Annotated in this window: 16 protein-coding genes and 1 pseudogene; 6 read left to right on the top strand and 11 right to left on the bottom strand. The window is 66.9% G+C overall.

What is annotated here, in order from left to right:
• Window positions 1–17: 17 nt before the first annotated feature.
• Together J5M86_RS13375 and J5M86_RS13370 are read left to right on the top strand one after the other, a co-directional pair.
• A complete protein-coding gene (locus tag J5M86_RS13375) occupies window positions 18–1,208 on the top strand; it encodes an AI-2E family transporter (RefSeq protein WP_188058977.1) in 1,191 nt (396 codons plus the stop codon).
• Complete coding sequence (locus J5M86_RS13370) at window positions 1,205–1,717, top strand: NUDIX hydrolase (RefSeq protein ID WP_188058978.1); 513 nt, start codon at window positions 1,205–1,207, stop codon at window positions 1,715–1,717. Before J5M86_RS13375 ends, J5M86_RS13370 begins: the two co-directional genes overlap by 4 nt.
• A 102-nt stretch (window positions 1,718–1,819) precedes the next feature.
• Here J5M86_RS13370 and J5M86_RS13365 read toward each other — a convergent pair whose 3' ends face one another.
• Entirely contained in the window at window positions 1,820–2,437 is a 618-nt protein-coding gene (locus J5M86_RS13365; RefSeq protein ID WP_188058979.1) for a response regulator transcription factor, read from the bottom strand.
• Window positions 2,434–3,747, bottom strand: a complete 1,314-nt coding sequence (locus tag J5M86_RS13360) for a sensor histidine kinase (RefSeq protein ID WP_188058980.1) — start codon at window positions 3,745–3,747, stop codon at window positions 2,434–2,436. Before J5M86_RS13360 ends, J5M86_RS13365 begins: the two co-directional genes overlap by 4 nt.
• Window positions 3,748–3,931: 184 nt before the next feature.
• On the opposite strand from J5M86_RS13360, the gene J5M86_RS13355 reads away from it, so the two are divergent.
• Window positions 3,932–4,999, top strand: coding sequence for an ABC transporter permease (locus J5M86_RS13355; RefSeq protein ID WP_188058981.1), 1,068 nt, complete (start codon window positions 3,932–3,934; stop codon window positions 4,997–4,999).
• Window positions 5,000–5,049: 50 nt separating this feature from the next.
• Window positions 5,050–5,778: an ABC transporter ATP-binding protein gene (locus J5M86_RS13350; protein WP_188058982.1), complete on the top strand. Its 729-nt coding sequence runs from the start codon at window positions 5,050–5,052 to the stop codon at window positions 5,776–5,778.
• Between the two features lie 105 nt (window positions 5,779–5,883).
• Here J5M86_RS13350 and J5M86_RS13345 read toward each other — a convergent pair whose 3' ends face one another.
• A complete protein-coding gene (locus J5M86_RS13345; RefSeq protein ID WP_304952486.1) occupies window positions 5,884–6,363 on the bottom strand; it encodes a bacterial proteasome activator family protein in 480 nt (159 codons plus the stop codon).
• A 116-nt stretch (window positions 6,364–6,479) separates the two neighbouring features.
• Window positions 6,480–7,181 (bottom strand): hypothetical protein, encoded by a 702-nt coding sequence (locus tag J5M86_RS13340; protein WP_188058984.1) that lies wholly within the window; start codon window positions 7,179–7,181, stop codon window positions 6,480–6,482.
• A 152-nt stretch (window positions 7,182–7,333) separates the two neighbouring features.
• On the opposite strand from J5M86_RS13340, the gene J5M86_RS13335 reads away from it, so the two are divergent.
• Complete coding sequence (locus J5M86_RS13335) at window positions 7,334–7,789, top strand: hypothetical protein (protein ID WP_208965036.1); 456 nt, start codon at window positions 7,334–7,336, stop codon at window positions 7,787–7,789.
• A 468-nt stretch (window positions 7,790–8,257) separates the two neighbouring features.
• Here the strand turns inward: J5M86_RS13335 and J5M86_RS15505 are convergent, their stop codons facing one another.
• Both J5M86_RS15505 and J5M86_RS15620 read right to left on the bottom strand, forming a co-directional pair.
• Complete coding sequence (locus J5M86_RS15505; protein WP_244328578.1) at window positions 8,258–8,809, bottom strand: ABC transporter ATP-binding protein; 552 nt, start codon at window positions 8,807–8,809, stop codon at window positions 8,258–8,260.
• Between the two features lie 108 nt (window positions 8,810–8,917).
• Window positions 8,918–9,181: pseudogene (locus J5M86_RS15620) on the bottom strand (hypothetical protein); the annotation flags it as partial.
• Window positions 9,182–9,232: 51 nt separating this feature from the next.
• Here J5M86_RS15620 and J5M86_RS13325 point away from each other — a divergent pair.
• On the top strand, window positions 9,233–10,210 hold the full coding sequence (locus J5M86_RS13325; RefSeq protein WP_188058987.1) for an NAD(P)H-quinone oxidoreductase: 978 nt from the start codon (window positions 9,233–9,235) through the stop codon (window positions 10,208–10,210).
• 12 nt (window positions 10,211–10,222) lie between these two features.
• On the opposite strand, the gene J5M86_RS13320 is transcribed toward J5M86_RS13325, so the two are convergent.
• Genes J5M86_RS13320 through J5M86_RS13300 form a run of 5 tightly spaced genes read right to left on the bottom strand, consistent with a single transcriptional unit; the run spans window position 10,223 to window position 14,159 of the window.
• Complete coding sequence (locus J5M86_RS13320; protein WP_188058988.1) at window positions 10,223–11,155, bottom strand: LysR family transcriptional regulator; 933 nt, start codon at window positions 11,153–11,155, stop codon at window positions 10,223–10,225.
• Window positions 11,156–11,202: 47 nt separating this feature from the next.
• A complete protein-coding gene (locus tag J5M86_RS13315; RefSeq protein ID WP_188058989.1) occupies window positions 11,203–12,042 on the bottom strand; it encodes an ABC transporter substrate-binding protein in 840 nt (279 codons plus the stop codon).
• Between the two features lie 25 nt (window positions 12,043–12,067).
• Window positions 12,068–12,733: an amino acid ABC transporter permease gene (locus J5M86_RS13310; protein ID WP_188058990.1), complete on the bottom strand. Its 666-nt coding sequence runs from the start codon at window positions 12,731–12,733 to the stop codon at window positions 12,068–12,070.
• Entirely contained in the window at window positions 12,730–13,368 is a 639-nt protein-coding gene (locus J5M86_RS13305) for an amino acid ABC transporter permease (RefSeq protein WP_188058991.1), read from the bottom strand. The genes J5M86_RS13310 and J5M86_RS13305 overlap by 4 nt, the downstream gene beginning before the upstream one ends.
• Complete coding sequence (locus J5M86_RS13300; RefSeq protein ID WP_188058992.1) at window positions 13,368–14,159, bottom strand: amino acid ABC transporter ATP-binding protein; 792 nt, start codon at window positions 14,157–14,159, stop codon at window positions 13,368–13,370. Before J5M86_RS13300 ends, J5M86_RS13305 begins: the two co-directional genes overlap by 1 nt.
• Between the last annotated feature and the right edge of the window lie 135 nt (window positions 14,160–14,294).

The raw sequence follows: 14,294 nt of genomic DNA, 5'->3' as shown, positions 1-14,294 counted from the left end.
GGTGGCAGGCTGAGGGCGTGCGCGAGAAACTGCGACTGAGGCGTGCCGACTCCGATGAGCCGGGCACGTCGTCGGTCACCCTGAACAAGCCGGACGAACACCATTCGTCCCTCGAAGTGGCGAAGTCGCCCCTGGACGACGTCTCGTTCGGGGTGCAGGTCGCCGCCTGGTGGTCGCTGTGTTTCATCCTCATCGTGAGCGGCATCATCACGTTGCTGTGGCTGCTCAACGAGGTCAGCCTGGTGACGATCACCATCACCGTCGCGGTCATGGTGTGTGCGCTGCTGCAACCGATGGTCGCGCTGCTCGTGCGTTGGAAAGTGCCTCGCAACCTGGCCGTCCTCATCGTCTTCCTCGGTGGCATCGCGCTGCTGACGTGGTTGCTGTGGTTCGTGATCAGCCAGATCGCCTACTCCAAGGACAGCCTCTTCGACCAGGTGGACGGCGGCCTCGCCACCATCCGTGACTGGCTGGTACAGGGGCCGCTGCAGATGACGCCCAAGCAGGCCGACCGCTACACGGTGGAGCTGGCCGACACCCTGCGTTCCAACGACTCGGTCACCTCGGGCGCCGTCGAGCGTGCGACCGGCGCCATCGGCGTCCTGTCCGGCGGCGTGTTCTGCTTGTTCGCAACGCTCTTCATGCTCTTCGACAACGGCCGGATGTGGCGCTGGGTGGTCAGCATCTTCCCCAATCACACCCACCCGCACGCGATGGCGGCCGGCGCCGTCGCCTGGCGCACCCTCACGGCGTACATGCGCAGCCTCGTCCTGCTCGCCGCGATCAACGCCCTGGCAATGGTGCCGGTGTTGATGATCGCCGACGTCCCGCTCGTGGTGCCGCTCGCGGTGCTGCTCTTCCTCGGCTCGCTGGTGCCGCTCATCGGGGTGCTCGTCGCCGGCTTCGTGGTGTGCCTCATCGCCTTCGTCAGCCAGGGGCTCACCACCGCGATCGTTGTCGCCATCGCGCTCGTGCTGATCGTCCAGTTGTTCGGCAACCTGCTCAACCCGATCATCCTCGGCAAGGCCGTCGACATCCATCCGCTGGCGATCCTGGTCTGCGTGACGGCCGGAACGCTCGTGGCCGGTATCTTCGGCGCCTTCGTGGCGGTGCCGCTGGCTGCGGTGTTGAACAACTCCATCCGCGCGGTGCGACATCACCACAACAGCGGTTCGGACGACAGATCCGACGATCTGGTGACCACATGAGTGCAACCCCTGGGCCGAGTCCGCACCCGGGAGGCGTCCGTCGGCTGGGCCTTCGCCTCTACCGGCTGCTGCCGCCGGACGTTGGTTACGCGCTGGTGCGCACGGTGCAGCCGACCTTCTCCGTCGGTGCCGTCGTGCTGCTGGAGTTCGAGGGCAAGGTGCTGGCGCTGCGGCAGGAACATCGCAGCGGCTATTCGCTGCCCGGTGGTCTGGTCGACCGCGGTGAGCGGCCCGAGGGCGCTGCTCGCCGCGAGGTGATGGAGGAGACCGGTATCGCCGTCGATCCCGGCGACCCGATCACCGTGGCCTTTGCCCCGCGGCTGCGGCACTGCGATGTCATCTTCCGGGTGCCCTGTGAAACCGAACCGGACGTCCGCGTGGGCTCCGAAGCGATCTCGCACGCCTGGCTCGCGCTCGACGACTGGCCCGAAGCCGACGGCGCCACCCGCCGCGTGCTGGACGCCGTCCGGGCGGCTGCTCTCGAGCCACGCATCGGCCGCCTGCTCTAGCCAGTTTTCGTCGGCGGGTAGCTGACCGCCGAATCCGACAGAAACTCGTGAGTGCCCGCAGCGTGGGGAACCGACCGACGACTGCGCAATGTGAACGGTCTTTCAGCGCAGTAGCCCGAGCTCGCGAGCGCGCGAGACGGCCGCGGTGCGCGAGTCGACGCCGAGCTTGTCGAAGATGTGCACCAGGTGCGATTTCACGGTCGCTTCCGTGACGAACAGGCGAGTGGCGACGACCCGGTTGGAGCAGCCTTCGGCCACCAGGCGAAGCACGTCGAGTTCGCGCTCGCTGAGCCGAGGAGCGGGATTGCGCAGGCTGGCCAGCAGCCGATCGGCGACCACCGGCGTCAGCACGTTCTCCCCGGCCGCGGCACGCTGCACGGCATCGATCAATTCGGCCGGTGCGGTGTCTTTCAGTAGGTAACCGGCGGCGCCCGCCTCGACCGCGCGCAGGATGTCGGCGTCGGTGTCGTACGTGGTGACGATGAGCACCGGTGGCGGATCGGGCAGTGCACGCAACGCAGCAGTGGCGGCCACGCCGTCCATGCCGTAGCCGAGCTGGAGATCCATCAGCACCAGATCGGGACGCGCCATGCTGGCCCAGGAGATTGCTTCCTCGCCGGTCGCGGCTTCGCCGATGACGTCGATCGCGGCTGCTTCCAACAGCATTCGCATGCCGGCGCGCACCACGGGGTGGTCGTCGACGACCAGGACGCGAGTCATCGCCCAGCTGCTGTCGGCAGTGGAAGTCGGGCCACGATTCGCGTGCCATTGCCGGGGGTCGACTCCACGTCGAGCACCCCACCTGCTTCTTGCACGCGCTCGCGCATGGCGGCAAGACCGTACCCGCCGTCCTGACTGGGCGCGGGCGGATTGTCGACGTCGAAACCGTCACCGTCGTCGCTGACGACGAGCTGGACGTGGCCGGATTCGACTGAGAGTTCGATGCTCGCGTGCGCTGCGCGGGCATGCTGGCGGACGTTCGCGAGGGCGCCCTGGGCGGTGCGCAGCAGCGTCATTTCGAGCGCGGTCGGCACGCTGGTCAGCTCTCTGTCGGCGTGCAAGCAGATGTTTGTTCCGCCCGGTTGCCGGTCGATCAACCTGCGCAGGGCCGCTGTGAGTGGAGCCTGTTCGAGTTCGGGCGGAGTGAGCGCATGCACGACCGCGCGGGAGTCCTGTAGTCCAGCGACCGCCGATTCCTCGATGCGCTGCAGCACTTCGCGTAGTCGTTGCGGGTCATCGGCTCCGGCGAGCCCGGCGCGCGATAGCAGCACGATGCTCGAGAAGCCCTGGGCGAGGGTGTCGTGCACATCGCGCGCCAGCCGGGCGCGTTCGGCGAGCACCCCCGACTCGTGTTGTGCGCCGGCGAGTGCGTCATGGGTGGCGATCAGATCGCGTTGTGCGGCAACGAGTTCCGCGTTCAGTGCCCGTCGGTGTTCGCTCTCTGCGTGCAGCTGCCGATAGGCCCACGAGATGCCGATGGCGACGAGCGCTCCCATGCAGGGGCCGATGATGCTCGGCACCGTGGCGGCGTCCGACTGACTCAGCTGCGCAGCGATCACGACGGCGGTACCGACCGCGACTGTGAGCAAACCGGCGGCCCGCGGCAGCAGGTGGAGTGCGAGGAAGAAGAGCGCGAACGCCACCCAACTCAATTCCCTGCTGGCGGCGACGAGGGCGGCCCAACCGATGAACAGGACGGCGAACCATGCAACGGCCGAGTTGGCTGTGGGGTGCGCTCTGCCAACCTCGGATTGCTCCGTCCTGGCCCCTGCAATCCGCGGGCTATCCACCGCGGTCTGCGGAGCGGAGGGCGCCGCCAACCGTGTGCGCAGGTGAGCGGCGAAACCCAACACGTACCAGGCAGCAAGAAGCAGACACCCCAGCAGCATCCAGACCGGTTGCTCAGCCTCCTGAACGGCGCGCACCGTGCCGATGCCCAGCAGCAGCGCGAAGAGCCCGTGCATCCCGAGGCGTAGGCTCCGGGTGACAGCGCCGGTCGGAGCGTTGGAGGGGTGGCTGGTTTCAGACATCAGCATCGACGGTAGTGCTGCCAACTGCTCGTGCGCCTCCCGCCCGACTCCATCGAATGGTTGATCTTGCGTCCAGCCCATCGACGCACCCGCGAACCGTCCGGACGCCTGATGTCTTCTCGGCTCATTAGCGGTCAACTGGCATCAATGGAAAACGGTTGTCCGGCAAAGGAGTTGACGCACGGTGTTCTTGGCAGTCCGCGATCTGTGGTGGGCGCGCAGCAGGTTCGCATTGATGGTGGTCGCGGTGGCGATGATCACCGCGCTGGTGGTGTTGCTCAGCGGACTCACCGAGGGGCTCGGGCGCCAGAGCATCTCGGCGATCACCTCGCTCAAGACCGACCGCATCGTGTTCGAGCAGCCGCCGTCCGGTCAGGAGCTCTCGATGAACGCCGGCATGGTCACGACAGAGCAGGTTGCGAAAGCACGTACCCAGCCGGGCGTGCGATCGGCGGACGCACTCGGCATCGTGACCGGACGAGTCACCACGCAGGACGGTTCGGCGCAGGTCGCGCTCTTCGGGATCGATCCCGGCGCAGCGGCTGCACCTCCTGGGCTGACCGAGTCCAGCGCCGTGGTGAGCACCGAACTGGCAGCTGACCGCGGGTTGACCGTCGGCGACACCATCACGGTCGGCACCACCCGGATGGAGGTCGGTGCAGTGGTCGAGGACGCTTCGTTCAGCCACCAATCGGTGGTGTGGGTGCCGCGATCAGTGTGGGCGCAGCACGCTTCCGATGCACGGGCCGCCGGCTCGGTGATCCTGCTCGACACAGGCCCCGGGTTCGCCCCCGCAGCCTTCGACCAGGCGACCGGCATGGTCAGCAAGACCACCTCCGAATCGCTCGGCACCATCGGTGCGTACACCTCGGAGAACGGCTCGCTCACCCTCATCCGCGGGCTGCTCATCGCGATCAGCGCGCTCGTGATCGGTGCCTTCTTCACGGTCTGGACCGTGCAGCGCGAAGGCGACCTCGCAGTGCTCAAGGCGATCGGTGCCCGCACCTCCTATCTCGTGCGCGACTCCGTCGGCCAGGCCTTCCTGACCCTGCTGATCGGCGGGACGATCGGCGCGCTGCTCGCGATCGTCGGTGGCTGGGCGGCGTCCAGTCGAGTGCCGATGGTGATCGACGCGGCGACGGTGGTGCCGTCGTTGCTGCTGATTCTCCTCGTCGGTCTCGTGGGCGCGACGCTGGCGCTACGCCGCGTCGTCACCGTCGACCCGCTCGAAGCACTGGGCGGTGCGCGGTGAATCCCGCTGTTTCCCAAGCACTTGACGAGCACAACACTGGAGGGCGACCGATGACCACCACTCAGACCGCTGCGCCGCGAAGCACGCGGTCGACGACGACTGCCCTGTGCCTGGAGCAAGCGACGGTTGAGTTCCCGGACGGCGACGCCACGGTCAGGGCGCTGGACGACGTGAGCATGGCGCTCGATCGTGGTGAGTTCTTGGCCGTCACCGGGCCAAGTGGGTCGGGCAAGTCGACGCTGCTCGCTGTGGCTGGGTTGCTGCTCTCACCGACCAGCGGGCGGGTGTTCCTTGACGGCGAGGACGTCACGGGTGCGTCTCGCGCTCGGCGTACCGACCTTCGGCGTACGTCGATCGGTTTCGTCTTCCAGCAGCCGCACCTGCTGGGTTCGCTCACCGCCCTGGAGCAGTTGCTCATGGTGGCCCGGCTGGAGGGTGACCGTTCCCCGGCCGCACGTGAGCGGGCAATGTCGCTGCTCGACTCGGTGGGTCTCGCAAACGAATGCGACCGGCGTCCGGCTCGTCTTTCCGGCGGCCAGCGGCAGCGGGTCAGCATCGCGCGGGCGCTCATGAACGAACCGCGCCTGCTGTTGGTCGACGAACCGACCTCAGCCCTGGATCACGAGCGCGGGGTCGCGGTGATCGACCTCATCCGCCGGCTCACCGTCGAGCAAGATCTCGCGACGGTGGTGGTCACCCACGACCTGCCGACCCTCGCCGCCGACGACGAGGTCATGCACCTGACCGACGGAAGAGTCTCTGATCGACCGCGCAACTGACGCCGAGTGGCCGGGCTATGAATTGGCGGCCGGGGTATACCCCGGCCATTCGTTCACTGCCCGGCCACTCGATGATTTGCGCGTCGGATCTCTCTTCGCTCGCGCTCAGAGATACTGGCCCGTTCCACCCGGCTGTTGGTCGTCCGGTGTCGAGGGTTGTTCGGCGCGCTGCGGCAGGCCGCGGCGCATGGCTTGCAGCTGCGCTTGCGAAGCCATCTGCTGAGCGACGATCGCGGTCTGGATGCCGTGGAACAAACCTTCCAGCCAGCCCACGAGCTGGGCCTGCGCGATACGGAGTTCGGCGTCCGAGGGAGCCTCATCGCCGAAGGGCAGGACGATGCGGTCGAGTTCGTCGGACAACTCCGGCGCCAAGCCCTGCTTGAGTTCGTCGATCGACCGTGCGTGGATGTCGGCCAGGCGCTTGCGACCCTGCTCGTCCAGCCCCGCGGAGCGCACCTCTTCGAGCAACTGCTTGATCATCGACCCGATGCGCATCACCTTGGCGGGCTGCTCGATCAGTTCGGTGGTGCGTTCGACTGGCCGCTCGGAGGCCGCCTCGTCGGGGATCTGCTCCTGCGGTGACATGTGAGTCATCCTGCCACCGGAGTGCGCCGATCGACCGTGCAACGGACGTCGAGTGGCCGGGCTATACCCCGGCCACCAGTTCATACCCCGGCCACTCGATGGATCGAGGGCGTGCTTCAACCGGCCTGGCGTCGGGTGATGCTCGGGTTGGATCGAGTGACCAGCATGGCCGCCAGCGCCGCCACTACCGGCACGCCGATCAGGGCTGGTGCGAGCAGTTCCCAGGGGATGTTGATGAGCGGGCGCTTCGCCGCGAGTGGGTTCCATTGCTCCATGGTGAGCGGCCAGGTCGCAGCGATCCCGGGCACGAGGCCGACGACGAATCCGATGGCGCTACCGACGAATCCGATCACCAACGCGTAGCCACCCGCGATGCGGCGGCGAATGCTGCGCGGTGCTCCGATGGAGGCAAGTGTTGGCTGGTCGACTCGACTTTCGGCCTGGGCAAGTGCCGTGCCGATGAGCGTGACGATCAGGACGATGAGCGCGAACGAGGCGATCATGATCCGGATCACCGCGATCGAACGGTCGCTGTAGCCGCGCTCGACATCGAAGCCAACGGCGTCCGGGGCGCGGTCGTTGATCCGTTGCTCGGCGTCCTTGCTCAGGCCGCCGGGCTTGGAGAAACGCAACTGAATGATCGACAGCGGCCACTGGTGCTCGGTGGCCATCGACGTGGGCAGAATGATCACCGAGCCGAAGAAGGCGCGCAGGCTGGTCGTACCGTCGATCACCCGCACCTTCACCGTGGTGGAGTGCGCGAGCGTCCTGCCAGGGCCCTGCAAGGTGGGCGAGATCTTGTCCCACGCGAGCTTCAACTGCCCTGACTTCTCGACGGATTCGGGAATGACTTCTGTCTGCTGCGCGGCCGTCCCGGCATAACCCTTCGTCCCAGGTGACCGGTTGGGTGCGATCGATCAGATAACGCTCCACGACGAATCCGGGCGCCGAGGTCTGCGGCAGGACGACCATGTCGTGGGCTTCCGGCGTGGTCGCGGTGCCGACGACCTTCACGATGCGGTCGGGAGCACCCTCCACATGCAGGGTGAAACTGCCGCTTTCTGGGATGCCGACCGCCGCTCCAGCGCGCGACACGAGCACTTCGTCCGGTGTGGCAGGCAGACGTCCGCTGTTCAAGGTCGCGGTGCCGGCGTACACCGGCTTCCTCAGGTCGACGCCCAGCACGAGCGATCGAATTCGTCTCACGCCCACCACCGCTCTTGCCGAAGCAAGCGTGACGGGGTGGGCGGTGCCGCGTGCTACGGCTCCGATCGAGGCGGCGTCCGTCGGTCGTTTGCCGTTCCACAGCTTTCCGGACAAGCCGCTCTCGCTGACATTTTCAGCGTTGTTGTCGCGCTGCTTGATGCCGAACTTGTCGCCGGAGGTGTCGATGGCCGAGGCCACCTTGGCCGTTGCTGCACCCTGACCCATCCGAGCCGGTGCGGCCTCGAGGTCACTGATCGAGAGAGACGCCAGCAGGGTCGCCATCGTCGCCAGGACAAGCACCGGTAGGGCAACCAACGACATGGTCAACGTCGCGCGACCGGGGTTCTTGGCGAGGTCTCGTCGCGCCAGCCGCAGCATGACGCGCCAAGGTGCAACGCCTCAACGAGTACGGCCTGCAGGTGCAGAGTCGTTACCTGCTCGAACACCCTGAGTTGGCACCGTCCGACAGCGCGGGCGTCGACCGGCAGATGGCAGCCGTCATCATGCTGTTGCTGACGGGTGTGGTGCTCCTGACCGCCCTGATCGCGGGACCCGCCTTCACTACGAGTGGCGCCCGGCAACGGCGCGTCCTCGGCCAGTTGGCGAGCAACGGCGCCACCCACTCGATGCTGCGTCGCTACGTGATTGCGCAGGCGCTCCTTCTAGGAGTATTCAGGTGCCGCTCATCTCAATCCACCTGCACCAGAAGGGAGTCGGCGCCCTGCGGACTGCCGGTGGTGTCGACCACGCGACCGTCTCGCAGGAAGATCACCCGGTCTGCCCACGCGGCGTGCCGTGCCTCGTGGGTGACCAGCAGCCCGGCTGCACCCCGGTCGCACTGCTTGCGCAGCACTGCAAGAACCGCCTCGCCGGTGGTCGAGTCGAGTGCTCCGGTTGGTTCATCGGCGAGGATCACGTCGCGCTCGCCGACGAGAGCGCGGGCGATCGCTGCTCGCTGTTGGAAGACGAAGCCCAGCGTCGTGCGACGCAGCTTGGCCAGTTGTTTCGCCGACAGCCCGGCCAGATCGGTCCCCCTGACAGCGACCTGTCCGGACGTCGGCGTGTCCAGGCCACCGGCGAGGTTGAGCAGCGTCGACTTGCCGGAACCGCTCGGCCCCATGACGGCTACCAACTCGCCCGGCATCACCCGAAGGTCGACCGAGTCGAGGGAGGTGACGAGGGTGTCGCCACTGCCGTGCGTGCGCGACACCCCTCGCAACTCGATCGCTGCGGCGCTCATGCCTGCACCTGCTTGCGGGTGCGCTTCATGCCCGCAACGGTCGCCGGTGCTTGCGTCGCCTGGGCAGCATTGCGTGCCCTGGAGACCCGAGCCCACGATGTGGTCGAGCCACCGGATCTCGGCCTCCGCCTGGAAGATGAGGTTGTCGAGCACGAGGCTCCATGCGAGGTCGTCCTGAGCGTCGACCTTCAGGCGGGTCAGGTCGCGCAGTTGACGCATCGTCGCGGTGCGCTGGATCTGGACGACCTGCTGGACGTCGACCTGGGTGAGCGTCACCGCCAGCGCCAGCTTGATCGCGAGTTCGTTGCGGGGGGTCTGGTCGCGGTCAGTGATCGGCTCTGCGAACCGCGGTCCATCACCCGCGCTGTGCACAGGCGGCGACAGCAGGAGCCAACGCCCGACCCTCGCCCGTAGAGTCGAACCATGCTCGCAGTTACCCTTCCCGAGTTCGGTGATGTCGACGCCCTCACCCTCGCCAACCTTCCTGATCCGCAACCAGCCGCTGGTGAGGTGGTCATCCAGGTCGCCGCTGCCGGAGTGAACCGTGCCGACCTGATGCAGCGTCAGGGTCTTTACCCGCCGCCCAAGGGCGAGTCGGAGATTCCCGGCCTCGAGGTGAGCGGCACGATCAGCGCGCTCGGTAACGGCGTGGACGGCTGGAAGGTCGGCGACGAGGTCTGTGCCGTGCTGGCTGGTGGTGGATATGCCGAGCAGGTGGCGGTGCCCGCCGGGCAGGTGCTACCGGTTCCGAAGGGTGTCTCGCTGATCGATGCGGCTGGTCTGCCGGAGGTCGCGTGCACCGTGTGGTCGAACATCGTGATGACCGCCCACCTCAAGCAGGGCGAGGTCTTCCTCCAGCACGGCGGCAGCAGCGGCATCGGCACGATGGCGATCCAGGTGGCCCATGCACTCGGCGCGACCGTCGCCGTCACAGCGGGGTCGCAGGAGAAGCTCGACCGCTGCCGCGAGCTCGGTGCGCAGGTGCTCATCAACTACAAGGACGACGACTTCGTCGAGCAGATCAAGAAAGCCACCGACGGTCGCGGCGCCGACGTGGTTCTCGATGTCATCGGTGCGAAATACCTTGAGCGTAATGTGAATTCGCTGGCTCCCGACGGACGCTTGGTGATCATCGGCCTCCAGGGCGGCACCAAGGCCGAACTCAACATCGGCGCCCTGCTTGCCAAGCGCGGCTCGGTGATCGCCACCTCGTTGCGCGGACGCGACAAGGCCGACAAGGCCCGCATCGTGGCCGCGGTGCGTGAACACGTCTGGCCGCTCATCGAATCCGGCGAGGTGCAGCCGATCATCGACCGCACCATGCCGCTCGCCGACGTGGCCGATGCTCACCGCTTACTCGCCGACTCCACCCACATCGGCAAGGTGCTGCTGACGATCTGACCTGCTCGGCGGCTACTGCGGTACGTGCACCCGGTCGCCGGAAAGCTCGTCGGCGGCCTGTCGGAGCGCGTCCAGGAAGCCCGGCACGACCGGGTTGAGGATCTCGCTGCGGTGCAGCACGTGGATGCTGCGCATTGCTTCGGTGCCGGGAAGCGAGACGATGCGGAACTGTTCGGAGTCGCCGACGCCCATGAGCGTCATCGCCGGCACGAGCGCGACGCCGAGGCCGCACGACACGAACTCACGGACGGTGTCGTAATCGTTGGTACGGAAGGCAATTCGCGGCGTGTACCCGGCCTGCGCGCACAGCCGTTCCAAGCATTCGGCACCGTCGGTGCCGTCACGGGTGGCGATCCAGGTGGCCTCCCGGAAGTCGTCCCAGGTCGGATCCGCTGACTGCGCTGCGGGGTGCTCGGCCGGCACCAGCAGCACCAGGTCTTCCTCCAGCAGCGTGATCGTGCGCGTGCCACTGACCGTGCACTTGGGCACGAGCCGGTAACGGAACTCCAGCGCGACGTCGAGTGAGCCTTCCTGCAGGCGCAGCAGCAGCTCGCACGGCTCGGCTTCGTCCAGGCGGATGCTCACCTCAGGCGATGCATCGATGTAGTGCCGGAAGGCGGTCGGCAGGATGCGCTCGCTGGCGGTGGGAAAACTGCCGATGCGCAGCGTGCCCACCCGCCCACTCGAGACCGCCGCGACGTCGTCCTCCAGGACGCTGAGCGCGGCGAGCGAATCTCGGCACCGGTCGGCCACGAGGGTGGCGGCCGGGGTGGGGGTGATGCTGCGCGCCGAGCGGTCGAAGAGGGTGACCTTCAACGACCGCTCGAGCGCGGCAATCTGTTGCGAGACAGCAGAACTGGTGTAGCCGAGGTCGCGTGCTGCGTCGGCGAAGCTGCCCGTGCGCAGCACGGTGACCAGCGTCTGCAGATGGACCGGATTCAGCACCTTCGCATGGTAACCGGGGTCCATCGGCCAGGCCCTGCGATGGGGGGTCACTTGATCAGACGGGGTGCTCCGACCTCGACGATCTTCTCCTCAAGGCCGTTGGCCTTGACGATCTTGGCCAGGGTGCCGTCCTTGCGCATGTCGGCGATGTTGGCGTTGAACGCAGCCAGCAGCGCGGTGTTGCTCTTGGGCACCGGGAAGGCGGCCTGCGCCGGTTCCTTGGACGCCGCCACGGACGGCTCGGGCTCGGCGATCGTCACCTTGTTGTCAGGGTTGGTCACCTTCTGCGAGCCGTAGCTGTCGACGGCGATGTCGATGCGTCCGGCCTTGAGGTCCTGGTTGAGGTTGACCGTCGAGGGGTAGATCTTCAGGGTGCTGCCGAGGTACTTCTTCAGGTCTGCGACCCAGAGGTAGCCGTCGACGGTGCCGACCTTCTTGCCCGTGAGGTCGGAGATCTTGGAGATGCCCGTCTTGGAGGAGATGCCCATCTCGTCCTGATACATCGGGTCGGTCAACGCGACGATCTCGGCCCGGGCGGCGGTGCGGTACCAGTCGGGCACACCGGTGTCGGCACGGTTGCTCTGCACCGTCGGGATGACGGCGGCCGGAGCCATCCACTTGGGCGTCACGGTCAGGCACTCTCGCTTGGCGATCTCAGCGAGGATGTCCATGTCGATGCCGCCCGGCTTGCCGTCCTTGAGCGTGCCGTACGGCGGCAGGTCGTAGCCGGCGACCGTCAGCGTGCCCTTGGTGACGGTGTTGAAGGTGTGCTTGGGCTTGCAGTCGCTGGCCACCTTGTCGCCGGAGTCGGACCCTCCACATGCTGCGAGGAGGGTGGGCACCAGGGCGGTGGCGAGCAGGATGCCTGCAGTGCGTTGGAGTCGCATGTCGGAACCTTTCGAAGGGGCGGGGTCAGGCCGCGCGGTTGAGGTGGCGGGACATTCGCGCCTGGGCGCGGTCGGTGAGCAAGCTCGCCGGGATCGTGACGGCCGCATACATGAGGCCGGCAAGGGTAAGGACGGACAGGTAACGGAAGGTGCTCGAGCCGATGCTGTAGGCCTGGCCGAGCAGTTCGGGAAGGGCGATCGTGTAGGCCAGCGAGCTCATCTGGAAGACGAGGACGCCGAAGCCCATGAGCGGCGGGATCGCGATGCGCAGACCCTGGGGAATGACGACATAACGCAAGGTGTCGAAGCGGTTCATGCCGAGCGCGTCAGCGGCTTCCACCTCGCCGGAGGGCACCGCCTGCAGACCGCCGCGGATGATCTCGCTGGTGTACGCGGCGGTGGTGAGCGACAGCGCGACGATCGCGGAGATCAACGAGCTGATCGTGACGCCGAAGCCCGGCATGCCGAAGTAGAAGATTTGCAGCACGACCAGCGCGGGCATGCCGCGACCGAGTTCGACGATGCCGATGGTGAGGGCGCGCAGCACCCAGTTGCGGCTGCTGTTGCCCAGCGCGAGCAGCAGACCGAGCGGAAGACCGATGGCCAGTGCGCCGAAGGTCACCTTGAGGCTGACCAGCAGGCCCTCGAAGAGAGTGGGGAAGTTGTCGCCCCAGTCGGAGATGAAGTTCATCGCGCCACCTGCCGGCGAAGAGTGGTGTCGGCGCGCCTGGCCGCCCACGCACAAGGAATCGTGATCATGACGTATGCCGCGGCAGCCACCAGGTAGGGAACCATCGGGGACGAGGAGCTCTTGGCTGCACTGTCGGCGTGGAAGAGGATGTCGGTCACGCCGATGGTGAAGGCGATCGAGGAGTCCTTCAGCAGCCCGACACCGTAGGTCGCGGCCGCCGGGATCGACTGGCGTAGCACCTGGGGTCCGACGACATCACGCAGTTGGTGGGAGGGACGCATGCCCAGGGCTTCGCCGGCTTCCCACTGACCGGCCGAGATCGACGAGAGGCCACCGCGGTAGATCTCGGCCAGGTAGGCGCACGAGATCAATCCGAACGCCGCAATGGCTGCCGGCAGGGCCTCGACGGTGATCACGCCGTTGCCCAGACCGAAGTAGATGAGGAAGACCCACACGATCGGCGGGATGCCGCGGGCGATCTCGATGATGGAGCGAGCAATTAAGCGCACCAGGCCGATTCGGGAACGCCGCATCAGGGCGAGTGGCACACCGCCGACCACACCGATGAGGAAACCGCTGACGGTGACCAGGAGCGTGTACGGGATGCCGCTGGCAATGGAACTGATGTACTGCATCAGCGATCCAGTACTGCCCGCAGGAATCGACGGGTGCGATCCTGGGCCGGGTCGGTGAAGATCTGCTTCGGGTCGCCTTCCTCGATGATCCGGCCGTCCGCCATGACCACCAGGTGATCGGACACGTCACGCGCGAAGTGCATCTCGTGGGTGACCACGAGCATGGTCATGCCTTCGGCGGCGAGCTCGCGCATCACTTCCAGCACCTCCAGCCCGAGTTCGGGGTCGAGGGCCGAGGTGGGCTCGTCGAAGAGCATCGCCTTGGGGTCGAGGGCCAGCGCGCGGGCGATGGCGACGCGCTGCTGCTGACCACCACTGCACCGGGACGGGTACTGGTCGGCCTTCTCCGCGAGCCCGACCCGCTTGAGGAGGTCCATGGCGCGGCTCTCCGCCTCGTCCTTGGAACGACCGAGCACCCGCATCTGGGGTAGGGCGACGTTGCGCAGGACGCTCATGTGCGGGAAGAGGTTGAACGACTGGAACACCATTCCGACGTCACGCCGCAGGTCTGATAGCTGCTTGCTGCTGACGGTGGTGCTGGTCTCGATCGTCAGATCACCCACCGTGATCGTGCCGCTCGTAGGGCGCTCCAGCAGGTTGATGCACCGCAGGAAGGTCGACTTGCCTGCACCACTGGGCCCGATCAGAGCCACCACCTGACCGGGCTCGACATCCATCGACACCTCGTCGAGCACGGTGACATCGCCGAACTTCTTCACCAGTCCGTGGGCATGGATGCTGGTGGGTCTGACCTGTGCGGTCTTGTCCGACGGCGTCGTTGTCTCGCTCATGCTGTAGCCCTTTCTGGCCCGGGTCGATCACGCGGGTCTGGCAGCTGGTGCATCCGCTCGTCTGCCAACCTGCCACGCGTGACTCAGGTCACAACAGGGGTCGAAGGGCGACGGTTCGTTGGGGTGGGTTAAGCA

Source organism: Yimella sp. cx-51 (genome assembly GCF_017654605.1).
In the GTDB taxonomy this organism is placed as follows: domain Bacteria; phylum Actinomycetota; class Actinomycetes; order Actinomycetales; family Dermatophilaceae; genus Yimella.
Note: the sequence above shows the minus strand (reverse complement) of the source record. Positions and strands in the feature narration are given on the sequence as shown.

Excerpts from the sequence above, each read along its gene's own strand:
- J5M86_RS15505 (WP_244328578.1), bottom strand. The coding sequence starts at position 8,809 with ATGAGCGCCGCAGCGATCGAGTTGCGAGGGGTGTCGCGCACGCACGGC.
- J5M86_RS13350 (WP_188058982.1), top strand. The coding sequence starts at position 5,050 with ATGACCACCACTCAGACCGCTGCGCCGCGAAGCACGCGGTCGACGACG.
- J5M86_RS13360 (WP_188058980.1), bottom strand. The coding sequence starts at position 3,747 with ATGTCTGAAACCAGCCACCCCTCCAACGCTCCGACCGGCGCTGTCACC.
- J5M86_RS13305 (WP_188058991.1), bottom strand. The coding sequence starts at position 13,368 with ATGCAGTACATCAGTTCCATTGCCAGCGGCATCCCGTACACGCTCCTG.
- J5M86_RS13325 (WP_188058987.1), top strand. The coding sequence starts at position 9,233 with ATGCTCGCAGTTACCCTTCCCGAGTTCGGTGATGTCGACGCCCTCACC.
- J5M86_RS13365 (WP_188058979.1), bottom strand. The coding sequence starts at position 2,437 with ATGACTCGCGTCCTGGTCGTCGACGACCACCCCGTGGTGCGCGCCGGC.
- J5M86_RS13370 (WP_188058978.1), top strand. The coding sequence starts at position 1,205 with ATGAGTGCAACCCCTGGGCCGAGTCCGCACCCGGGAGGCGTCCGTCGG.
- J5M86_RS13345 (WP_304952486.1), bottom strand. The coding sequence starts at position 6,363 with ATGTCACCGCAGGAGCAGATCCCCGACGAGGCGGCCTCCGAGCGGCCA.
- J5M86_RS13300 (WP_188058992.1), bottom strand. The coding sequence starts at position 14,159 with ATGAGCGAGACAACGACGCCGTCGGACAAGACCGCACAGGTCAGACCC.
- J5M86_RS13335 (WP_208965036.1), top strand. The coding sequence starts at position 7,334 with ATGTCGTGGGCTTCCGGCGTGGTCGCGGTGCCGACGACCTTCACGATG.
- J5M86_RS13315 (WP_188058989.1), bottom strand. The coding sequence starts at position 12,042 with ATGCGACTCCAACGCACTGCAGGCATCCTGCTCGCCACCGCCCTGGTG.
- J5M86_RS13310 (WP_188058990.1), bottom strand. The coding sequence starts at position 12,733 with ATGAACTTCATCTCCGACTGGGGCGACAACTTCCCCACTCTCTTCGAG.